This is a genomic window from Methylobacter sp. BlB1 (genome assembly GCF_015476545.1).
Classification (GTDB): Bacteria; Pseudomonadota; Gammaproteobacteria; order Methylococcales; family Methylomonadaceae; genus Methylobacter.
In genome coordinates this window covers 13893-29403 of sequence record NZ_JADMKV010000055.1, presented here as the reverse complement: position 1 = coordinate 29403, position 15511 = coordinate 13893, and the positions used below count along the sequence as shown (strand labels likewise).

14 protein-coding genes are annotated in these 15511 nt (G+C 55.0%); 11 read left to right on the top strand and 3 right to left on the bottom strand.

Annotated features, from left to right (window positions below):
* The 10 genes from IT781_RS17155 to IT781_RS17110 all read left to right on the top strand — a co-directional run.
* Positions 1 to 599 (top strand): EAL domain-containing protein (locus IT781_RS17155; RefSeq protein ID WP_194971402.1); only part of this gene is annotated, 599 nt, incomplete at its 5' end.
* A gap of 141 nt (positions 600 to 740) precedes the next feature.
* The gene (locus IT781_RS17150) at positions 741 to 1307 is read left to right on the top strand and encodes a cytochrome b/b6 domain-containing protein (RefSeq protein ID WP_194971401.1); all 567 of its coding nucleotides are present in this window, start codon (positions 741 to 743) and stop codon (positions 1305 to 1307) included.
* A 35-nt stretch (positions 1308 to 1342) separates the two neighbouring features.
* Entirely contained in the window at positions 1343 to 3277 is a 1935-nt protein-coding gene (locus IT781_RS17145) for a heavy metal translocating P-type ATPase (RefSeq protein WP_194971400.1), read from the top strand.
* Between the two features lie 64 nt (positions 3278 to 3341).
* Positions 3342 to 3800: a PepSY domain-containing protein gene (locus IT781_RS17140; protein ID WP_194971399.1), complete on the top strand. Its 459-nt coding sequence runs from the start codon at positions 3342 to 3344 to the stop codon at positions 3798 to 3800.
* 38 nt (positions 3801 to 3838) lie between these two features.
* Entirely contained in the window at positions 3839 to 5164 is a 1326-nt protein-coding gene (locus tag IT781_RS17135) for an ATP-binding protein (RefSeq protein WP_194971398.1), read from the top strand.
* 119 nt (positions 5165 to 5283) lie between these two features.
* Positions 5284 to 5979 carry a VIT family protein gene (locus tag IT781_RS17130; protein WP_194971397.1) on the top strand — a complete coding sequence of 232 codons (696 nt, stop codon included), beginning with the start codon at positions 5284 to 5286 and terminating at the stop codon, positions 5977 to 5979.
* On the top strand, positions 5979 to 6251 hold the full coding sequence (locus IT781_RS17125) for a GIY-YIG nuclease family protein (RefSeq protein ID WP_194971396.1): 273 nt from the start codon (positions 5979 to 5981) through the stop codon (positions 6249 to 6251). The genes IT781_RS17130 and IT781_RS17125 overlap by 1 nt, the downstream gene beginning before the upstream one ends.
* On the top strand, positions 6248 to 6976 hold the full coding sequence (truC, locus tag IT781_RS17120; RefSeq protein WP_194971395.1) for a tRNA pseudouridine(65) synthase TruC: 729 nt from the start codon (positions 6248 to 6250) through the stop codon (positions 6974 to 6976). Before IT781_RS17125 ends, truC begins: the two co-directional genes overlap by 4 nt.
* Before the next feature lie 187 nt (positions 6977 to 7163).
* Positions 7164 to 8678 (top strand): FAD-dependent oxidoreductase, encoded by a 1515-nt coding sequence (locus IT781_RS17115; RefSeq protein WP_194971394.1) that lies wholly within the window; start codon positions 7164 to 7166, stop codon positions 8676 to 8678.
* A gap of 18 nt (positions 8679 to 8696) precedes the next feature.
* Positions 8697 to 9029, top strand: a complete 333-nt coding sequence (locus tag IT781_RS17110; RefSeq protein WP_194971393.1) for a hypothetical protein — start codon at positions 8697 to 8699, stop codon at positions 9027 to 9029.
* Between the two features lie 250 nt (positions 9030 to 9279).
* On the opposite strand, the gene IT781_RS17105 is transcribed toward IT781_RS17110, so the two are convergent.
* Genes IT781_RS17105 through IT781_RS17095 form a run of 3 tightly spaced genes read right to left on the bottom strand, consistent with a single transcriptional unit; the run spans position 9280 to position 13499 of the window.
* Positions 9280 to 10467, bottom strand: a complete 1188-nt coding sequence (locus IT781_RS17105; protein ID WP_194971392.1) for an HlyD family efflux transporter periplasmic adaptor subunit — start codon at positions 10465 to 10467, stop codon at positions 9280 to 9282.
* A 6-nt stretch (positions 10468 to 10473) separates the two neighbouring features.
* Positions 10474 to 11919, bottom strand: a complete 1446-nt coding sequence (locus IT781_RS17100; protein WP_194971391.1) for an efflux transporter outer membrane subunit — start codon at positions 11917 to 11919, stop codon at positions 10474 to 10476.
* On the bottom strand, positions 11919 to 13499 hold the full coding sequence (locus tag IT781_RS17095) for a DHA2 family efflux MFS transporter permease subunit (protein WP_194971390.1): 1581 nt from the start codon (positions 13497 to 13499) through the stop codon (positions 11919 to 11921). Before IT781_RS17095 ends, IT781_RS17100 begins: the two co-directional genes overlap by 1 nt.
* A gap of 477 nt (positions 13500 to 13976) precedes the next feature.
* Between IT781_RS17095 and norR the strand changes: the two genes are divergently transcribed.
* Complete coding sequence (norR, locus tag IT781_RS17090) at positions 13977 to 15509, top strand: nitric oxide reductase transcriptional regulator NorR (protein WP_228779239.1); 1533 nt, start codon at positions 13977 to 13979, stop codon at positions 15507 to 15509.
* Positions 15510 to 15511: the final 2 nt, after the last annotated feature.

The window sequence follows — 15511 nt, the reverse complement described above, 5'->3', positions numbered from 1 at the left end:
GCCAGGTCAAGCACTGGCGAGAACGGCACCATCCGGATTTCCAGGTCAGCATCAACAAATCGCCCATTCAGTTCCATAATGAAACCAACAACCATGCCGCCTGGTTCGATTATCTGCAACAACAGGGACTACCTGGACAATGCGTCGTTATCGAGATCACTGAAGGCTTATTGCTGGATGCGAGCACGGCCATCACCGATCAATTGCTCGATTTCCGCGATGCCGGCGTGCAAGTCGCTCTGGATGACTTCGGCACCGGTTACTCGTCGCTGTCCTATCTGAAAAAATTCGACATCGACTACCTCAAGATCGACCGGGCCTTTGTCAGCAACCTGGCGCCCGGCTCCGAAGACATGGCGCTCTGCGAAGCCATTATCGTCATGGCGCACAAGCTCGGCATCAAGGTGGTCGCAGAAGGCGTGGAAACGGCCCAGCAGCGCGACCTGCTGACCAGTGTCGGCTGCGACTATGGGCAAGGGTATCTGTTCTCAAAACCCTTGCCGGCCGAAGCATTTGAACGCCTGCTCAAGGACCTTAACGCAGTTCAGATGATGAATCTGCATGATGAGACCGGAAGAACCACAAAGATGTATATTTAAAGGGCCTGCTAGCAGCTTCAATAAAAAATGCTTATAAATTGTCTTGCCTCAATATTTTCGAGGCTCACTGCGGACAGAATTCATTTTTATTTCATGCGGCTTTGATACAGTAATATCTGTCTATACTTAAGGAACAGCACTATGAACTCGCAAGAATGGATTAAGGTTTGGGATCTGCCTTTAAGAATTTTCCACTGGCTGTTGGTAGCGGCTTTCTTTGCCGCCTATCTGACAGAGGATGATTTCCTGACCCCGCATGTCTGGGCCGGCTATCTGGTTTTCGGGCTGCTGATCTTCAGATTGGTCTGGGGATTTATCGGCAATCAATACGCCAGGTTTTCGAATTTTCTGTGCAGCCCCGGCCAATCGATCAGCTACCTCAAAGACATGATAGCATTGAAATCCAGGCGCTACCTGGGCCATAATCCGGCCGGAGCCGCCATGATTGTGCTTTTGCTGGTCAGTTTGCTGTTGACCGTTATCTCGGGTTTTGCGGTTTACGGAGCCGATCAGGGAGCAGGTCCTCTGGCCGGAATCGTCGACTCCCGCCATGAAAAATTGTGGGAAGAAGTTCATGAATTTTTCGCCAACTTCGCTCTGTTGCTGGTTGTTGCGCATATTCTGGGTGTCGCCGTCGGAAGCTATATCCACCGTGAAAGCCTGGTAAAAGCCATGATTCATGGCTATAAGCGTCTATCAGATAAATAACCGAGGACATTGATCTTCACTCATAAACTTAAAAAATGGCCCATACCCAACAAGCAACCTCAAGATCGGAAAGCCTCATTTCCGTTTTGAGCCTGCTCGGCATCGGCGCTTACCTGGTGATGCGCTATGCGCTCGATACAGGCCATGAAATTTATACGCTGTCGGGCAATGTCTCACTGACTGCGCCGGATGCAGACATTTACTCTGGGCAGTTCGGTTTTCGCATCTCACTGGCAGAACTGCCGTTGATCGCCGTCCTGGTTCTGGGCGGCGCGCCGCTGCTTTACCAGTTGCTCGCCAAGCTGTTGCAGCGCGATCTGGGCGCCGACCTGCTGGCTGGCATGTCCATTGTCACGGCCGTCCTGCTGCATGAATATCTGGCCGGCAGCCTGGTCGTGCTAATGCTGGCCGGCGGCGCGGTGCTGGAATCCTACGCGGTCCGCCGGGCCTCTTCAGTGCTGGAAGCGCTGGCCAGGCGCATGCCGTCCGTCGCACACCGCAAATCAGCCGATACGCTCATCGACATTACCACCGAGCAAGTCGTTATCGGCGATACTTTATTGATTCTGCCGCATGAGATCTGTCCGGTCGACGGCACAGTGCTGGAAGGCGCCGGCACGATGGATGAATCCTATCTGACCGGCGAACCATACATGATGTCGAAAGTCCGCGGTTCGCAAGTGCTGTCCGGGGCCGTCAACGGCGATACGGCATTGACCATTCGCGCCGACAAGCTTGCCGTCGATTCACGTTATGCCAAGATCATGGAAGTCATGCGTTCATCCGAGCAGCATCGCCCCAAGCTCAGACGCCTGGGCGATCAGCTGGGCGCGGTTTACATGCCGGTGGCGGTTGCCATCGCCCTGTTTGCCTGGCTGGCCAGCGGCGAAGTGATCCGTTTTCTGGCCGTGCTGGTCATCGCCACCCTCTGCCCTTTGCTGATCGGCATTCCGGTCACGATCATCAGTTCCATTTCACTGGCGGCGCGGCGCGAGATTATCATCAAGAATCCGGCCATTCTGGAGACTATAGGCACTTGCCGCACGGCGATTTTCGACAAAACCGGCACGCTGACCTACGGCCGCCCGGCGCTGACCGCCTTAATTCCCGGCAATGGTCATCATGAGCGCGACGTACTGACCCTGATCGCCAGCCTGGAGCGCTACTCAAAGCATCCTTTATCGGGCGCCATCATCAAAGCCGCCAAAAAATCCGCTTTGCCCTTATTAAATGTCACCAATATCATGGAACTACCCGGCGAGGGATTAAAAGGTGAAGTGGGAGGCAAGCGGGTCCAGATCACCAGCCGCCAGAAATTTCTTGCCCTTCAGCCGGCAGCGGAATTGCCGCCCGTCGGCGGCGGCCTGGAATGCGTCGTATTGATTAATGACGCTTATGCCGGCACGCTGCAGTTTCGCGATGAAGTGCGCGCTGACAGCTCATCCTTTATCACTCACCTGCGGCCAAGCCATCTATTTGATCGGGTCATGCTGGTCTCGGGCGACCGCGAATCGGAAGTTTGCTATCTGGCCGAGCAGGTTGGGATTGAACATGTTTACTTCGGGCAGAGTCCAACTCAGAAGCTGGACATCGTGCGCCGGGAAACCGAAGCGGCGAAAACCGTTTTCCTGGGCGACGGCATCAACGATGCTCCCGCACTGACTGCCGCGACCATAGGCATCGCCTTCGGCCAGAACAGCGATATTACCGGCGAATCCGCCGATGCCGTGATCATGGACAGTTCGCTGCTAAAAGTCGACGAGCTTTTCCATATCGGCGAACGCATGCGCGCTATCGCGCTGCAAAGCGCAATAGGTGGCATGTCGCTTAGCATAATCGGTATGATAGCGGCCGGAATGGGCTATCTGACTCCGGTCGCGGGAGCCATCACCCAGGAGATTATTGATGTCATTGCAGTATTGAATGCGTTACGGGCGGCGATACCGCCGAAAACGCTTTCCGATTTTTAATACGGCGAATTTGTCGAATTTACCGGAAAGAATACCGTTAATTTTTATGAGATTGGGCTGAAAAATGATAACGACCATTTTATCCTCTGAAACCTCGCACGCTCGGCAACAGCACGTTAACCGCCTGCATGCTGGCCGTCATATTTATTTGCCGGGCATTTTCCAGTGCTTGCGGAAACTGCTGTTGCTCAGCGTTTTCTCCGTTCTGATGTGTGAAAGCTGCATGGCCATGAGCGCCTCCGTGGATGATCATGACCAGGCTAAAAAACTACTCGATGACGGTATCGTGCAGCCACTGGAAAGCATTCTGAACTTGTATATGGAACAATATCCAGGGCCGGTTATGGATATCAAATTAGAAACGAAAAATAAGCTGATATTCTATAAAATAGACATCACTGACAGAGACGGTATCGTTCAGACATTGACTGTCAACGCGCAATCCGGCCAATTACTGCAATCCGACCCATTAATATTAGCGAGAAAAAAGGGCTCCAAGAAAAATGCAACCGCTACAAATTGAAAATAAGTGGAATTGACTAAATTGAAGGAACAATTTGCATGAAATCATTGCAACAACGCCTCAGCGTTGCTTTAGTGATTAGTTTAATCATTATATTTCCAACTTTATGGTGGCTGACCGACAGCACCATGCAGGATATAGCCGAAAAATACGTGATGTCGCACTTGGCGCAGGAGGCCGAAAGCGTATTGGCTGCAACTCAGGTTGATAAAGATGAAAAAATCACGCTGAATACGAAACAAATCAATCCTGTCTACCTGCAGCCCTTTTCAGGGCGATATTATCAGCTGCGCAGCAATGACGACCTAATACGCTCGCGTTCGCTGTGGGATAAGGAATTAATTATTCCGGACCTGAGCGAAGGTGAAAAGCGCCGGCTTTATCTATCCGGACCACAGCAGCAATCCCTACTGGTCATGGCCTACGGTTACAATAAACATGACCGGACCATTACCGTTGCAGTCGCTGAAGACCTGTCGCCGACACTGGCATTCATCAAGCCTTTCCAATCCCGGTTCATGCTGATAGCACTGGCTATGTTGCTGCTGCTGATAGCTATGCAGATCATTATCCTTAATCACATGTTCCAACCTTTAAAACGCATAAAAAAGCAGATCAGTGCGCTGGATCAGGGCGAAATAGACCGGTTCGATACTGATGTGCCCAAGGAAGTATCACCGCTGGTCGAAGTAACCAATCAGTTGCTGGATGTGTTGGATCAACACCCCGAACTGCACCCGCGCGATAATCCTGAAGCACTGAAACACGTGACAAAACTGCCTTTAGCCGAGCTGCAGCAATTGCCGGACCAAGAGACCGTACAATCAGAGCCCGCAGTTGATCCTCCATTGCAGGCGCAACCTGTCAACGCGGAGCGCATGCTTGAGACAATTTTCCAGGCAACCCCGAATCCGTCGGTTATAGAATGCGATATCGAACAGGAAATATTGACGCTGATCAGCGTTCTGGAAAGCATGTATCAGGAAAAGAATCTGGACATTACCTTTATCATGCCGCAAACCGACGTTTTGTTAATGGATGGTGAAAACCTGCTTGAACTGTCCGGCAACCTGCTCAAAAATGCTTGCAAATGGGCCCAGTCCAAAGTCTTGCTGAGCGTCGAAATCGATGAGTCCATTCATTTAAGGATTGAAGATGACGGGCCGGGCATTTCCGAAACCGGCCTGATCGATCTTGCCCAGCAGAACATTGTGCTGGATCAGGCCACGAGCGGTTATCTCCTGGGCCTGACTACGGCGCGACTGATCGCTCAACAGCATAGCGGCCAGCTGAAGCTCAGCCAGTCCAATGAGCTGGGCGGCTATTGTGTCGAAGTCGTATTGCCGCTGGCTTCGGCGCTGTAATCATGTAAACCACGAAGCTTCGTGAGGTACGCATTGCGTACCTTTACAGAGCCATGAGCCGGCGCTTCTGAAAGCTGCGTCGCCACGATGAACCAATCTCCTTTATTTAAGGACAGCCCATGCCCCGCCATCATCCCGAAACCCATCGCACCCATCGCATAGGCTGGCTGCGCGCGGCCGTTTTAGGCGCCAACGACGGCATCGTATCCACCGCGAGCTTAATCGCCGGCTTTGCCGCTTCCAACGCAGCCTTTAACGAAATTATATTGGCCGGCGTGGCGGGGCTGGTAGCCGGCGCCATGTCGATGGCCGCGGGAGAATACGTATCAGTCAGCTCCCAGGCCGATACCGAACAGGCCGATCTGGCCCGAGAACGCAGGGAACTCCATGAAAATGAACCCTATGAGAAAAATGAACTGGCGGCCATTTATATCCAACGCGGCCTGGAACCAGGCCTGGCCGAGCAAGTTGCTGAACAGCTGATGCAACACAATGCCTTGGAGGCCCATGCCCGTGATGAGCTGGGCATCTCGTCGGCGGTGTCCGCCCGCCCGGTTCAGGCCGCGTTGACGTCGGCCACCACGTTTGCCGTCGGCGCGCTCATGCCTTTATTGGTTGTACTGATCGCCCCTGTCGCCTATTTGCTGGCATCGGTGATTACGTCATCGCTGTTCTTCCTCGCCTTGCTCGGCATGCTTGCAGCCTACACCGGCGGCGCAAGCCGGCTCAAAGGCGCCTGCCGCGTCACGTTCTGGGGCGCGCTGGCCATGGGATTGACGGCCGCTGTCGGTTCTGTCTTCGGCACTGCCGTCTGATGTACTGGTCCGTTTATATCATCCGTTGCACCGACGACTCGCTCTACACGGGCATTACCAATGACGTCCACAGGCGCTTTCATGAGCATACCAACGGACTGGGCGCCAAGTATTTTCGCGGACGCCAGCCCAAAGAACTGGTTTATGTTGAAACCGGCCACGACCGCAGCTCCGCCAGCAAACGCGAATTCGCCATCAAAAAGCTGCCCCGCCCCGATAAATTACAGTTGCTTTCCTCAGACTTGAACCGGGTTCTCGATTTTATCTTATGAAAATTCTTTATCAGGATGACTATTTCGTCGCCGTCAATAAACCGGCCGGCCTGCTCGTACACCGTTCCGAAATCGACCGGCATGAAACCCGGTTTGCCGTGCAAATGCTGCGCGACCAGCTCGGCCGCCGTGTGTTTCCAGTGCACCGGCTCGATAAACCGACCGCCGGGGTACTGTTGTTCGCACTGAGCCCCGAAGCGGCCAGACGCATGATGGCTGCATTCATGGGCGACGGCATCAGGAAAACCTATCTAGCCGTCGTGCGCGGGCATACCGCTGAAATGGACACCATCGATTATCCCCTGAAGGAAGAGCTGGACAAAATGACCGATGCCAGAGCCGACCCGAACAAACAGGCGCAACCTGCCGTGACCCGTTATCGGCGCCTGGCGACAGTCGAGTTGCCCCACGCGGTAGGGCGCTACCCGAGCTGTCGCTATTCCCTGCTCCGACTATCGCCCGAAACCGGGCGCAAGCACCAGATCAGGCGGCACATGAAGCATATTTTCCATCCCATCGTCGGCGACACTACGCACGGCGACGGCCGGCACAACGATTTTTTCAGGACGCATTTCAACTGCCATCAACTGCTTCTGGCGGCAACCGGCCTGGCGTTCGCCCATCCCTATTCCGGCCGGCCAGTGGATATTACAGCCCCGCTCGATCAGGTATACAGCCGCGTCATAACGGAACTGGGCTGGGAAAATTTACCCGGCCAGTTTTAGATGTAGGGCACGCATTGCATACCTTTTAGAATCTGCCCAAGTACTGCGCTCATAGTAAAGGTACGCAATGCATACCCTACGATTAATTTGACCGATCTACTTCCTCTGATTTTTATCATATACAGCACTTTTTTAACCGGTAAACTTCAGTAAATTTTCCCTGATTTGGTCGTGGACAGAGGTATTTATGAAGAAGACTTCCCTTTGGAAAGACGATGCCGAAGCCAGCCGTTACAGTTCCCTACAGGAAGATTTAAACGTAGATGTCGCCATTGTCGGCGGCGGCATTACCGGCATAACTGCCGCCTACTTATTGGCGAACGCGGGCAAAAGCGTCGCCGTGCTTGAGGCGCGGGATATCGGCGGCGGCACGACCGGTTTTTCTACCGGCAATCTCTACGCCAGTGTTGGAGAAATGTTGAAAAAACTCCAGCTCAAGTTCGATACGGAAACGATTCAGGCCGTGGCCGCCTCACGGGCCGCCGCCGTTCAACAGATAGAAGATATCATTCATGGCTTCTCTCTTGAATGCGACTTTCACAGGCGGCCCTGGCGTCTGTTATCGGAAACCGGGAATAGCGATAAACTTGTCGAAAAAGAATATAAAGCCTGTCTCGATGCGGGCCTGGATGCTCATCTGGACAGCACAGCCCCCTTGCCTTTCATTATTAGCAAAGCCCTTCGTGTCGAGGGCCAGGCGCAATTCAATCCCATGCAGTATGTCAAAGCACTGGCTGCGCATACTCATCGGACAGGCTGTACACTATTCGAAAACACCCCAGTCACTCGCATTGCAGAGGGTTCCCCGAACATTCTGTATACAGAAAACGGCACCGTGACGGCAGACAAAATCATCCATGCGACGCACACGCCCAAAGGCGTCTTCGCCATTCATACCCTGCTGGGACCCTACAGGGAATATGCGATTGCCGTCAAACTGAATTCAGGCAGCTATCCTGAAGGCATTTTCTGGGTCGTCAGTAGCTCCAGTCATTATTCCATACGCTCCTACACCAGCAGAAGCGGTGAAAACTATCTGCTTGTTCTGGGCGAATCGCATAAAGTCGGGCACAAGAAAAACAATGAAGTCTGTTATCAGAGCCTGGAAGCCTATGCCAGGGACCACTTCGATGTGAAGTCCGTCGACTACCACTGGAGCGCGCAGCGCTATAAATCGGCCGATGGCTTGCCTTACATAGGCGCCACTAACGATAAAGCCAATGTTTACATTGCCACGGGCTTTGCCGCAGACGGACTGACGTATGGCACGCTGGGCGCCATGATCATCAGTGACCTGATTCTAGGCATCGAAAACCCTTGGTCTAAGCTTTACGATCCCCGCCGACACAATCCGCTCAAATCGGCAGGACGCTTTATAAAAGAGAGCATCCATGTGTTCATGGATTACATAAAAGATATCCCTTATAAAGCTGAAGTTGATCGGCTTTCCGGCATATTGCCCGATGAAGGCAAAACGATCGATATAAAAGGCGAGAAATTTGCCGTCTATCGGGATGAAGCCGGAGAACTGCACCAGGTTTCAGCCGTTTGCACGCATATGAAATGCATCGTCAACTGGAACGAAGAAGAAAAAAGCTGGGATTGTCCCTGCCACGGCAGCCGTTTTACGGTTGACGGCCAGGTGATCGAAGGACCCGCTATAGTTGATTTGCCGAAAAAAGAAGCCAACAACCAGCACTGATTTTGGGAGAGCCAGGCAATGATTACTGCAGCCATCGTCTTATTTTCACTTGCAGCTCTACTCGGCATTTTTCTGTTGATCTTTGTGCTGAGAGGGAAAGAAACGCCCAAAGCCATAACATTTACACATGGCCCTATAGCCTTCACAGGGCTTGTGTTGCTTATCATCTACGCCTTTCAATACAGCCCGGCGCCCATCGCAAGCCTGATTTTGTTCATTATCGCGGCGCTTGGCGGGTTCGTCCTGATTTTCCGCGACCTAACTACCAGTTTAATGCCTAAATGGTTAGCCCTGCTTCATGGGCTGATTGCTGTGACCGGTTTTGTTTTGCTATTGAAATTTGCGTTTTGATAGCGATAGTACTGATCTCTGGAACAGGATGGGGAGCCAGGAGAAGGGCGGGGTTTGCAATCCCGTCCCTAACGTTTTGAGGTATTTGAGCTAAATGGCTGCGCTTAACCATCGCCAAACGTTCCGGACGGGGCAACATGCCCCGTCCAGCTGCAGCCTGCTGCAAGACATCAAGGCGACTGCCAACAGTAGGCGCTTCGCCTAAAGCGCCTACTGTTGGTAGGCGAAGTCGCCCCCAAAATGCGGCTCTTTATTGCAGGGCTTTAATCTGACTGCCCGGCACGCTGTTCTCTTCGATGATCCGCTCTATCAACGACTCCACGCCATCCAGCTCATTATCGTAAATGCTGGTCCGGTAAGCATCCCCAGCCGTACTGGCCGAAGATGTCAACAACGGTTCGCCCGTTTCGCTGATATTGACGCGCGTCAGCGTGGACAAGCCCGGCTGCAGGGGATTTTCCTTCAGATCCTCGGGGTCCAGCCCGATGCGCACCGGCAGGCGTTCTGCGATATGGATGAAGTTGCCGGTAGCGTTATCGGTGGGCAGCAGCGCAAACGTACTGCCGGTGCCGGGGTTGAGCCCTTCTACCCTGCCGTGGTAGACCAGGTCTTTGCCGTAGGCGTCGACCCTGATTTCAGCCGGCTGCCCAGGGCGAATACCTGCAATCTGCGTCTCCAAAAAATTGGCCTCGATCCACAGATCGTCCAGCGGCACGATCGCGAGCAGCACAGCGCCGGCCTTGACGTTGTCGCCGACCTGAACGCGGCGCTTGGCGACATAGCCCGACGCCGGCGCGACTACGTTGCGGCGGTGATAATCCAGAAAGGCGCGCCGCACATGGCTCTTGGCTTTTTCAACGGCCGGATGGCGCTCGACCGGCACGCCCTCGACCTGGGCTTCGACGCCGGCTTTTTCGGCCCGGGCTTCCTGGATCGCGGCCTCCAGTTCGCGAATCTTGTCCTGCGCGTTTTGCACCTGCTGGTCTGAAACCGCGCCGTCCTGTGCGGCCGCGATAAAGCGCTTGAGATCGTGCCGCACCTGGTTCAACGAGGCCTGCCGGGCGATGATGCGCTGGCTCAGCGTATCGATTTTCGCCGTCAGCGTGATGATGTCGCGCACAGTCTCGCCCAGTTCGGCCTGCGCCTGCTGCAGGGCGATTTGGGCAATATTGCCGTCGAGCCGGACCAATACGTCGCCTTTTTTCACAGCCTGCGTGTTTTCGGCCAGAATCTCGACGACCGTCCCCTCCGTCTGCGCCTTCAGCGTGACCAGATGCCCGGTGACGAAAGCATCGTCAGTGGATACCCAATTCCGGCTGGCATACCAGTAATAACCGAAATAAGCGACGCTCGCCAGCAAGACGATCAGCGTCACCGTTTTCAGACGCCGGCTACGCGCGCGCATGATTTCTTTGGGGCGAATGATGTTATTGCCCATATTTAATTAATGCTCCTTATCATTGGAATAGCCGCCCCCCAATGCCTTGATGACCTGAACGGCGGCCTTGAAATGCTCGCCTTCCAGCACGGCTAATCGATAGCGTTGCTCATATTCGACGGCGCTCGCTTCCAGCAATTCGCTGCGATTGTTGAGCCCGGTGCGGTTCAAGGTCTCTGCAAGGCGGCTGGTTCCGGCGATGGCGTCCACGGTTTGACGCTGTTCGGTCAGGCGCGTGTCGATGTCGCGCCAGCGGGTCAGGGAGTCGGCGACTTCCTGAACGGCGTGAAGCAGGCTGTTGTTGTACCGCTCCACGGCGGCATCGTAGGCTGCTTCCTTATAACTCAGATTGGCGCGCAGCCGGCCGCCCTCAAAAATCGGCAAATCGATAGACGGACCAACTGCATAGGCAAGGCTGGAACCCTGCAATATGACATCCGACATGCTGACGCTGTGAAAGCCGGCAAAAGCGATCAGGTTGACGTCCGGGTAAAAGGCTGTCTCGGCGACCTTGATTTCATGGGCCGCAGCTTCCGCTCTTAGCCGTGCAGCCGTGACATCAGGCCGGTGCGCCAGCAGATGCAGCGGCAAATTGCCAGGCAATGCCAGGCGCTTCGGAAAGGCGAAGCGCTCGACCGTGATGCTCCGCCCCCAGTCAGGCCCCTTGCCGGCCAGCGTGGCCAGCAGATTCTTTTGCAGCTCGACCTCGGCCCTGCTAGCGGCCTCGATTTCACGCACCACGCCCAGTTGCGTCTGCGAGTACAGCAATGGCGTCGTAGCAGCAAGGCCTGTGTCCACACGCACCTGCTCCAGCTTTGTCAGGTTTTCCCGATAGGCCACAATCGCCTTGACCATATTCAGTTTTTCAGTAGCGGCCACCAGATCGAAATAGCTGTTCGCGACGGCCACAGACAGCACCAGCCGGGCGTCGGCCAGCTCGGCCTGGGCAGCCAAGGCCTCGCCGACGGCTGCATCCAGCGCCGCCTTGTCCTGCCCCCAGAAGTCAATGTGATAGCGCAGTATGAACGGGTTGATCACCAGCTTGCGGAAGTGATCACCGGCAAGCTTGGCTTCGGTACTGTTGGCCGAGAAACGCTGGGCAGTAAAAGTGACATTGGCGTCGACAGTCGGATAAAGCTCGGCCGCCTGCGCATCAACCATGGCCTGTGACTGGCGCAGACGCGCCTCTGTGGCCTTGAAGCCCGGATTATCGGCCACGGCCGTTTCAATCAGGCGATTCAGCTCCGCATTGCCGAAAATCTGCCACCAGGCCTGCTCCGGCCATTTGCCATCGGCAGGCAGCGCCCCATGCGCCTCCGATAATGTCCGTTCCATAGCCGGCATGGCGATCATCTCGGCGCGCTTGGTTTCTTCTCCAAACCAGGCGCAGCCGGACAGCGCTACCAATATGACTGAAAACGGCAAAGCGCGGCTTGTATGATATTTGCTCATTACGGCTCCTCGTCGAGTAATTCTTGGGCGGTGCGCCGCAGGGCCTGTTCACGCGTGCGTTTGGCAGGCTGCCGGGTCGGATACGCAAACCAGACCAGAATCGCCATGCCGACGAAAATGCAACCGGCAATCCAGTAGGCGTCATTGATAGCCCGGATGGCCGAATCACGCGCCGCCAGTTTCGCAAACTTGGCGAGGGCCGTAGACTCTGTAAAGCCTGCCTCGACCAGGATATCCAATGATTGTTCGTGAATCGGGTCAAAGACAGTATGCTCTTCGGCGAAGCGCGTCATATGGAACGGAGTCCGGCGGTAGAGAACAATGCCCTGCACCGCGATGCCGATGGCGCCGGCCGCTATGCGCATGAGGCTGGCCAGTTCCACAGCCCGCCATTGGCGCTCCGGCGGCAATCCGTGCAGCAGCAGCGCCGTCAACGGCACAAAGAAACTGCCCAGGCAGGCCCCTTCCAGCAGTTTGGGCCAGAACAGCTGGTCATAGGCATCGCTCACATAGAAGCGGCTCAGCCAGAAATAAGTCGCCGCAAAGCCCAGCAAATTAAAAAAAGCCAGCAGGCGCGCATCGAAGCGCTTAACGATTTCGTGGAACACCCCGGCCATGGGCTTTGCGAAAATCGCCATAGGCAAAAATACCAGGCCTGCCAGCCAGGAGGAATAACCCAGCGCCAACTGCAACTGTACGATCAATAGCGACAGAAGCCCCTGAAAGCACAAAAATCCTGTGAACATGATCAGGGCGCCGATCGTAAAATTCCGGTGCGCGAACAGAGTAATATCCAGAAAAGGATGCTTGATGCTCAATTCCCAGATTACCCAAAAGATCAAGGCAATGACTATAACCGCTGTCAAGGTTGTGATATAGCTTGAATTAAACCAGTCCCAGTCATTGCCCTGATTCAGCAGAGTCTGAAAGCCGCCCAGGACAATAACCAGCAGCACAAAGCCGACCATGTCGAAACGGCGCTGAATCGACTTGTAGCCGCGCCGGTACAGCAGCGCGCCGACAATGCCGGCGATCGCCAGCGCAATCGGGATATTGAACACGAACAGCCAGCGCCAGCCCAAGTTATCGGCTATCCAGCCGCCAATCGGAGGCCCGAACGTGAAAGGCGTCAGTGTAAACAAGCTCCAGACGCCGATTCCTACGGATTTATGCTTATCGGGATATTCCTTCATGATCATGGACTGGCCCAGAGGCAGCGTCACTCCGCCGGAAAATCCGAGCAGAATGCGCCCGGCCAAATAAACGTATAATGATGTGGCATAGGCGCAGATAAACGAAGCCAGCGCGAAAACAACAAAAGCCACTACGAACGGCCGGTATTCGCCGAGGCGGCGCGACAGCCAGCCGCCCACCGGGAAAGCCAGGGCCAGACCGATCATGTAATCGGTCTGGGTCCAGGTCGCGAAACTGGGAGGAATGCCCAGTCCGCCGGCCACGCGCGGCAGCATGGCGATATAGGCGCCGGCATTGAAAATAACGACGGCATGCCCCAAGCCCATGCAGAGATTGAACAAACCGAAACGCCAGCCGCGCAGTCGTTTACTGTAGATGATCGCCATGAGTGCCTGACTTACTATTCCCCTGCAGGCGCCAGCCTGCCGTTTAAAGATTTCAGATTTCTCGTCGCCCGTATCGCTGCAATTGTATCGATAAATATCGATTCGATACAACTAGTGCCATGCTCAGGCTTTTTACGGCACTGCCGTCCATAAGTTATGCTAAGCATCTAAGTCCCCTTTTCTGTAAAAGGGCCTTAAGCTCATGAAATATAAATTCAGCACACGCGTTATAACGCTGACCGGATAATCCAAAGCCTTTTAGCACAATGCATGCCAACTCTTAAGTCGTTGTATTTACATAAAATTTTTGACAGCCAAATTGAGATGATGTCTAAATGACATCACACTAACCAATACCAGCAAACGAATGCTCTCATTCATTAATAGACAAACCAGCGTAGATAACGCTGGACACGGCGATGTCTTATTGACACACTCTGTATCAAATTGACTACTTGCCTTCATATGAATACCGCTTTGAAATTTGACCCCCTGGACGAGGCCATCCGCGCCGTCGTCCTGAGCCTGACAGCGAACCTTTCCATGAAGGATCGCTACACCGGATTTCTGAACATCTTCGCGAAAATCACCGGCAATCATGCCTGTGCACTGCTGCGCTATCAGGATGGCATCCTGGTCCCGGTCGCGACCTACGGCCTGTCGCCGAAAGTGCAGGAGCAGACATTCCGGCCGGAACAGCATCCGCGGCTAGCCGCCGTCATTCAATCGCGAACACCGGTCCGGTTCGCCGCCAATGACAGCAGGCCTGATCCTTACGATGCGATGCTGCTGAACGATGCCGGCGGCCGGCTGGGCGTTCACGCCTGCGTCGGCTGCAGTCTTTATAACGAGAACACGCTGTTCGGCGTACTGTCAGCCGATGCCCTGGAGCCCGGCGCGTTCGATCATATCGACGATCAGGTCTTCCAGACTTTCGCCGCGCTCGCCACCGTGTCGTTGCGCTACGAGACCTATATAAGCACGCTGGAGCGTCTGGCAAGACACCGGGAGCTGGTCGCCAGCGAACTGGTCAATGAGACCTTGCAGCGCAGCAATCAGGCGCTTGGAGAAAGTCCTGTCATGCAGCGTTTGAGTCGTGAAATCGATATTGTTTCCAAATCCGATCTGACGGTTCTGCTGCTGGGGGAAACCGGCGTCGGCAAGGAAGTGGTCGCCCGCGTCATCCATGCCCGCTCGCTGAGGGCCGGCCAGCCTTTGGTTTATGTGAACTGCGCGGCGCTGCCCGAGTCGCTGGCCGAAAGCGAACTGTTCGGGCATGTGCGCGGCGCCTTCAGCGGCGCCAACACCGACCGCGCCGGCAAGTTCGAACTCGCCAGCGGCGGCACTCTGTTCCTGGATGAAGTCGGGGAATTGCCGCTTTCGATCCAGGCCAAGCTGCTGCGTGCGGTCCAGTTCGGGGAAATCCAGCGCCTGGGCTCGGATAAAAGCCACCGCGCCGACGTCAGGATCATTGCCGCAACCAACCGGCATCTGGCCGAGGAAGTCAAGGAGGGGCGGTTTCGGGCCGACCTCTACCACCGACTCAGCGTCTATCCACTGCATGTGCCGCCGTTGCGGGAGCGGATCGACGACATCGCACTGCTGGCCGATTACTTTCTGGCCCAGGCCCGCGCACGCCTTGGCCTGGATCATGTCCGCATGGCGCCGGCGACCATCGAATTGCTCAACACTTATCCCTGGCCCGGCAACGTCCGCGAACTGGAGCACGTCATACTGCGGGCCGTCCTGCGCGCCGCTTCGATTCAGGGACGATCGGTGGTGCTGGAACCGGTCGATCTCGATATCATGGCCGAAAACGAAAAAAGTACGGACGGAACAACGGCCAAAGACGCCGAGCTATCGCTCGCCCAGGCGGTCGAGAATTTCCAGCGCGAACGTATTCTCGCCACGCTTGCCGAAGCCGGCCAGAACTGGTCGGAAACGGCGCGCCGCCTGGGCCTGGACCGCGGCAACCTGCACCGGCTAGCCAGACGGCTGGAGATAAAGTAATA

Coding starts and splice junctions, on each gene's coding strand:
- IT781_RS17130 (WP_194971397.1), top strand. CDS start 5,284: ATGCCCCGCCATCATCCCGAAACCCATCGCACCCATCGCATAGGCTGG.
- IT781_RS17150 (WP_194971401.1), top strand. CDS start 741: ATGAACTCGCAAGAATGGATTAAGGTTTGGGATCTGCCTTTAAGAATT.
- IT781_RS17145 (WP_194971400.1), top strand. CDS start 1,343: ATGGCCCATACCCAACAAGCAACCTCAAGATCGGAAAGCCTCATTTCC.
- IT781_RS17105 (WP_194971392.1), bottom strand. CDS start 10,467: ATGGGCAATAACATCATTCGCCCCAAAGAAATCATGCGCGCGCGTAGC.
- IT781_RS17115 (WP_194971394.1), top strand. CDS start 7,164: ATGAAGAAGACTTCCCTTTGGAAAGACGATGCCGAAGCCAGCCGTTAC.
- IT781_RS17125 (WP_194971396.1), top strand. CDS start 5,979: ATGTACTGGTCCGTTTATATCATCCGTTGCACCGACGACTCGCTCTAC.
- IT781_RS17095 (WP_194971390.1), bottom strand. CDS start 13,499: ATGGCGATCATCTACAGTAAACGACTGCGCGGCTGGCGTTTCGGTTTG.
- IT781_RS17100 (WP_194971391.1), bottom strand. CDS start 11,919: ATGAGCAAATATCATACAAGCCGCGCTTTGCCGTTTTCAGTCATATTG.
- IT781_RS17140 (WP_194971399.1), top strand. CDS start 3,342: ATGATAACGACCATTTTATCCTCTGAAACCTCGCACGCTCGGCAACAG.
- truC (WP_194971395.1), top strand. CDS start 6,248: ATGAAAATTCTTTATCAGGATGACTATTTCGTCGCCGTCAATAAACCG.
- IT781_RS17135 (WP_194971398.1), top strand. CDS start 3,839: ATGAAATCATTGCAACAACGCCTCAGCGTTGCTTTAGTGATTAGTTTA.
- IT781_RS17110 (WP_194971393.1), top strand. CDS start 8,697: ATGATTACTGCAGCCATCGTCTTATTTTCACTTGCAGCTCTACTCGGC.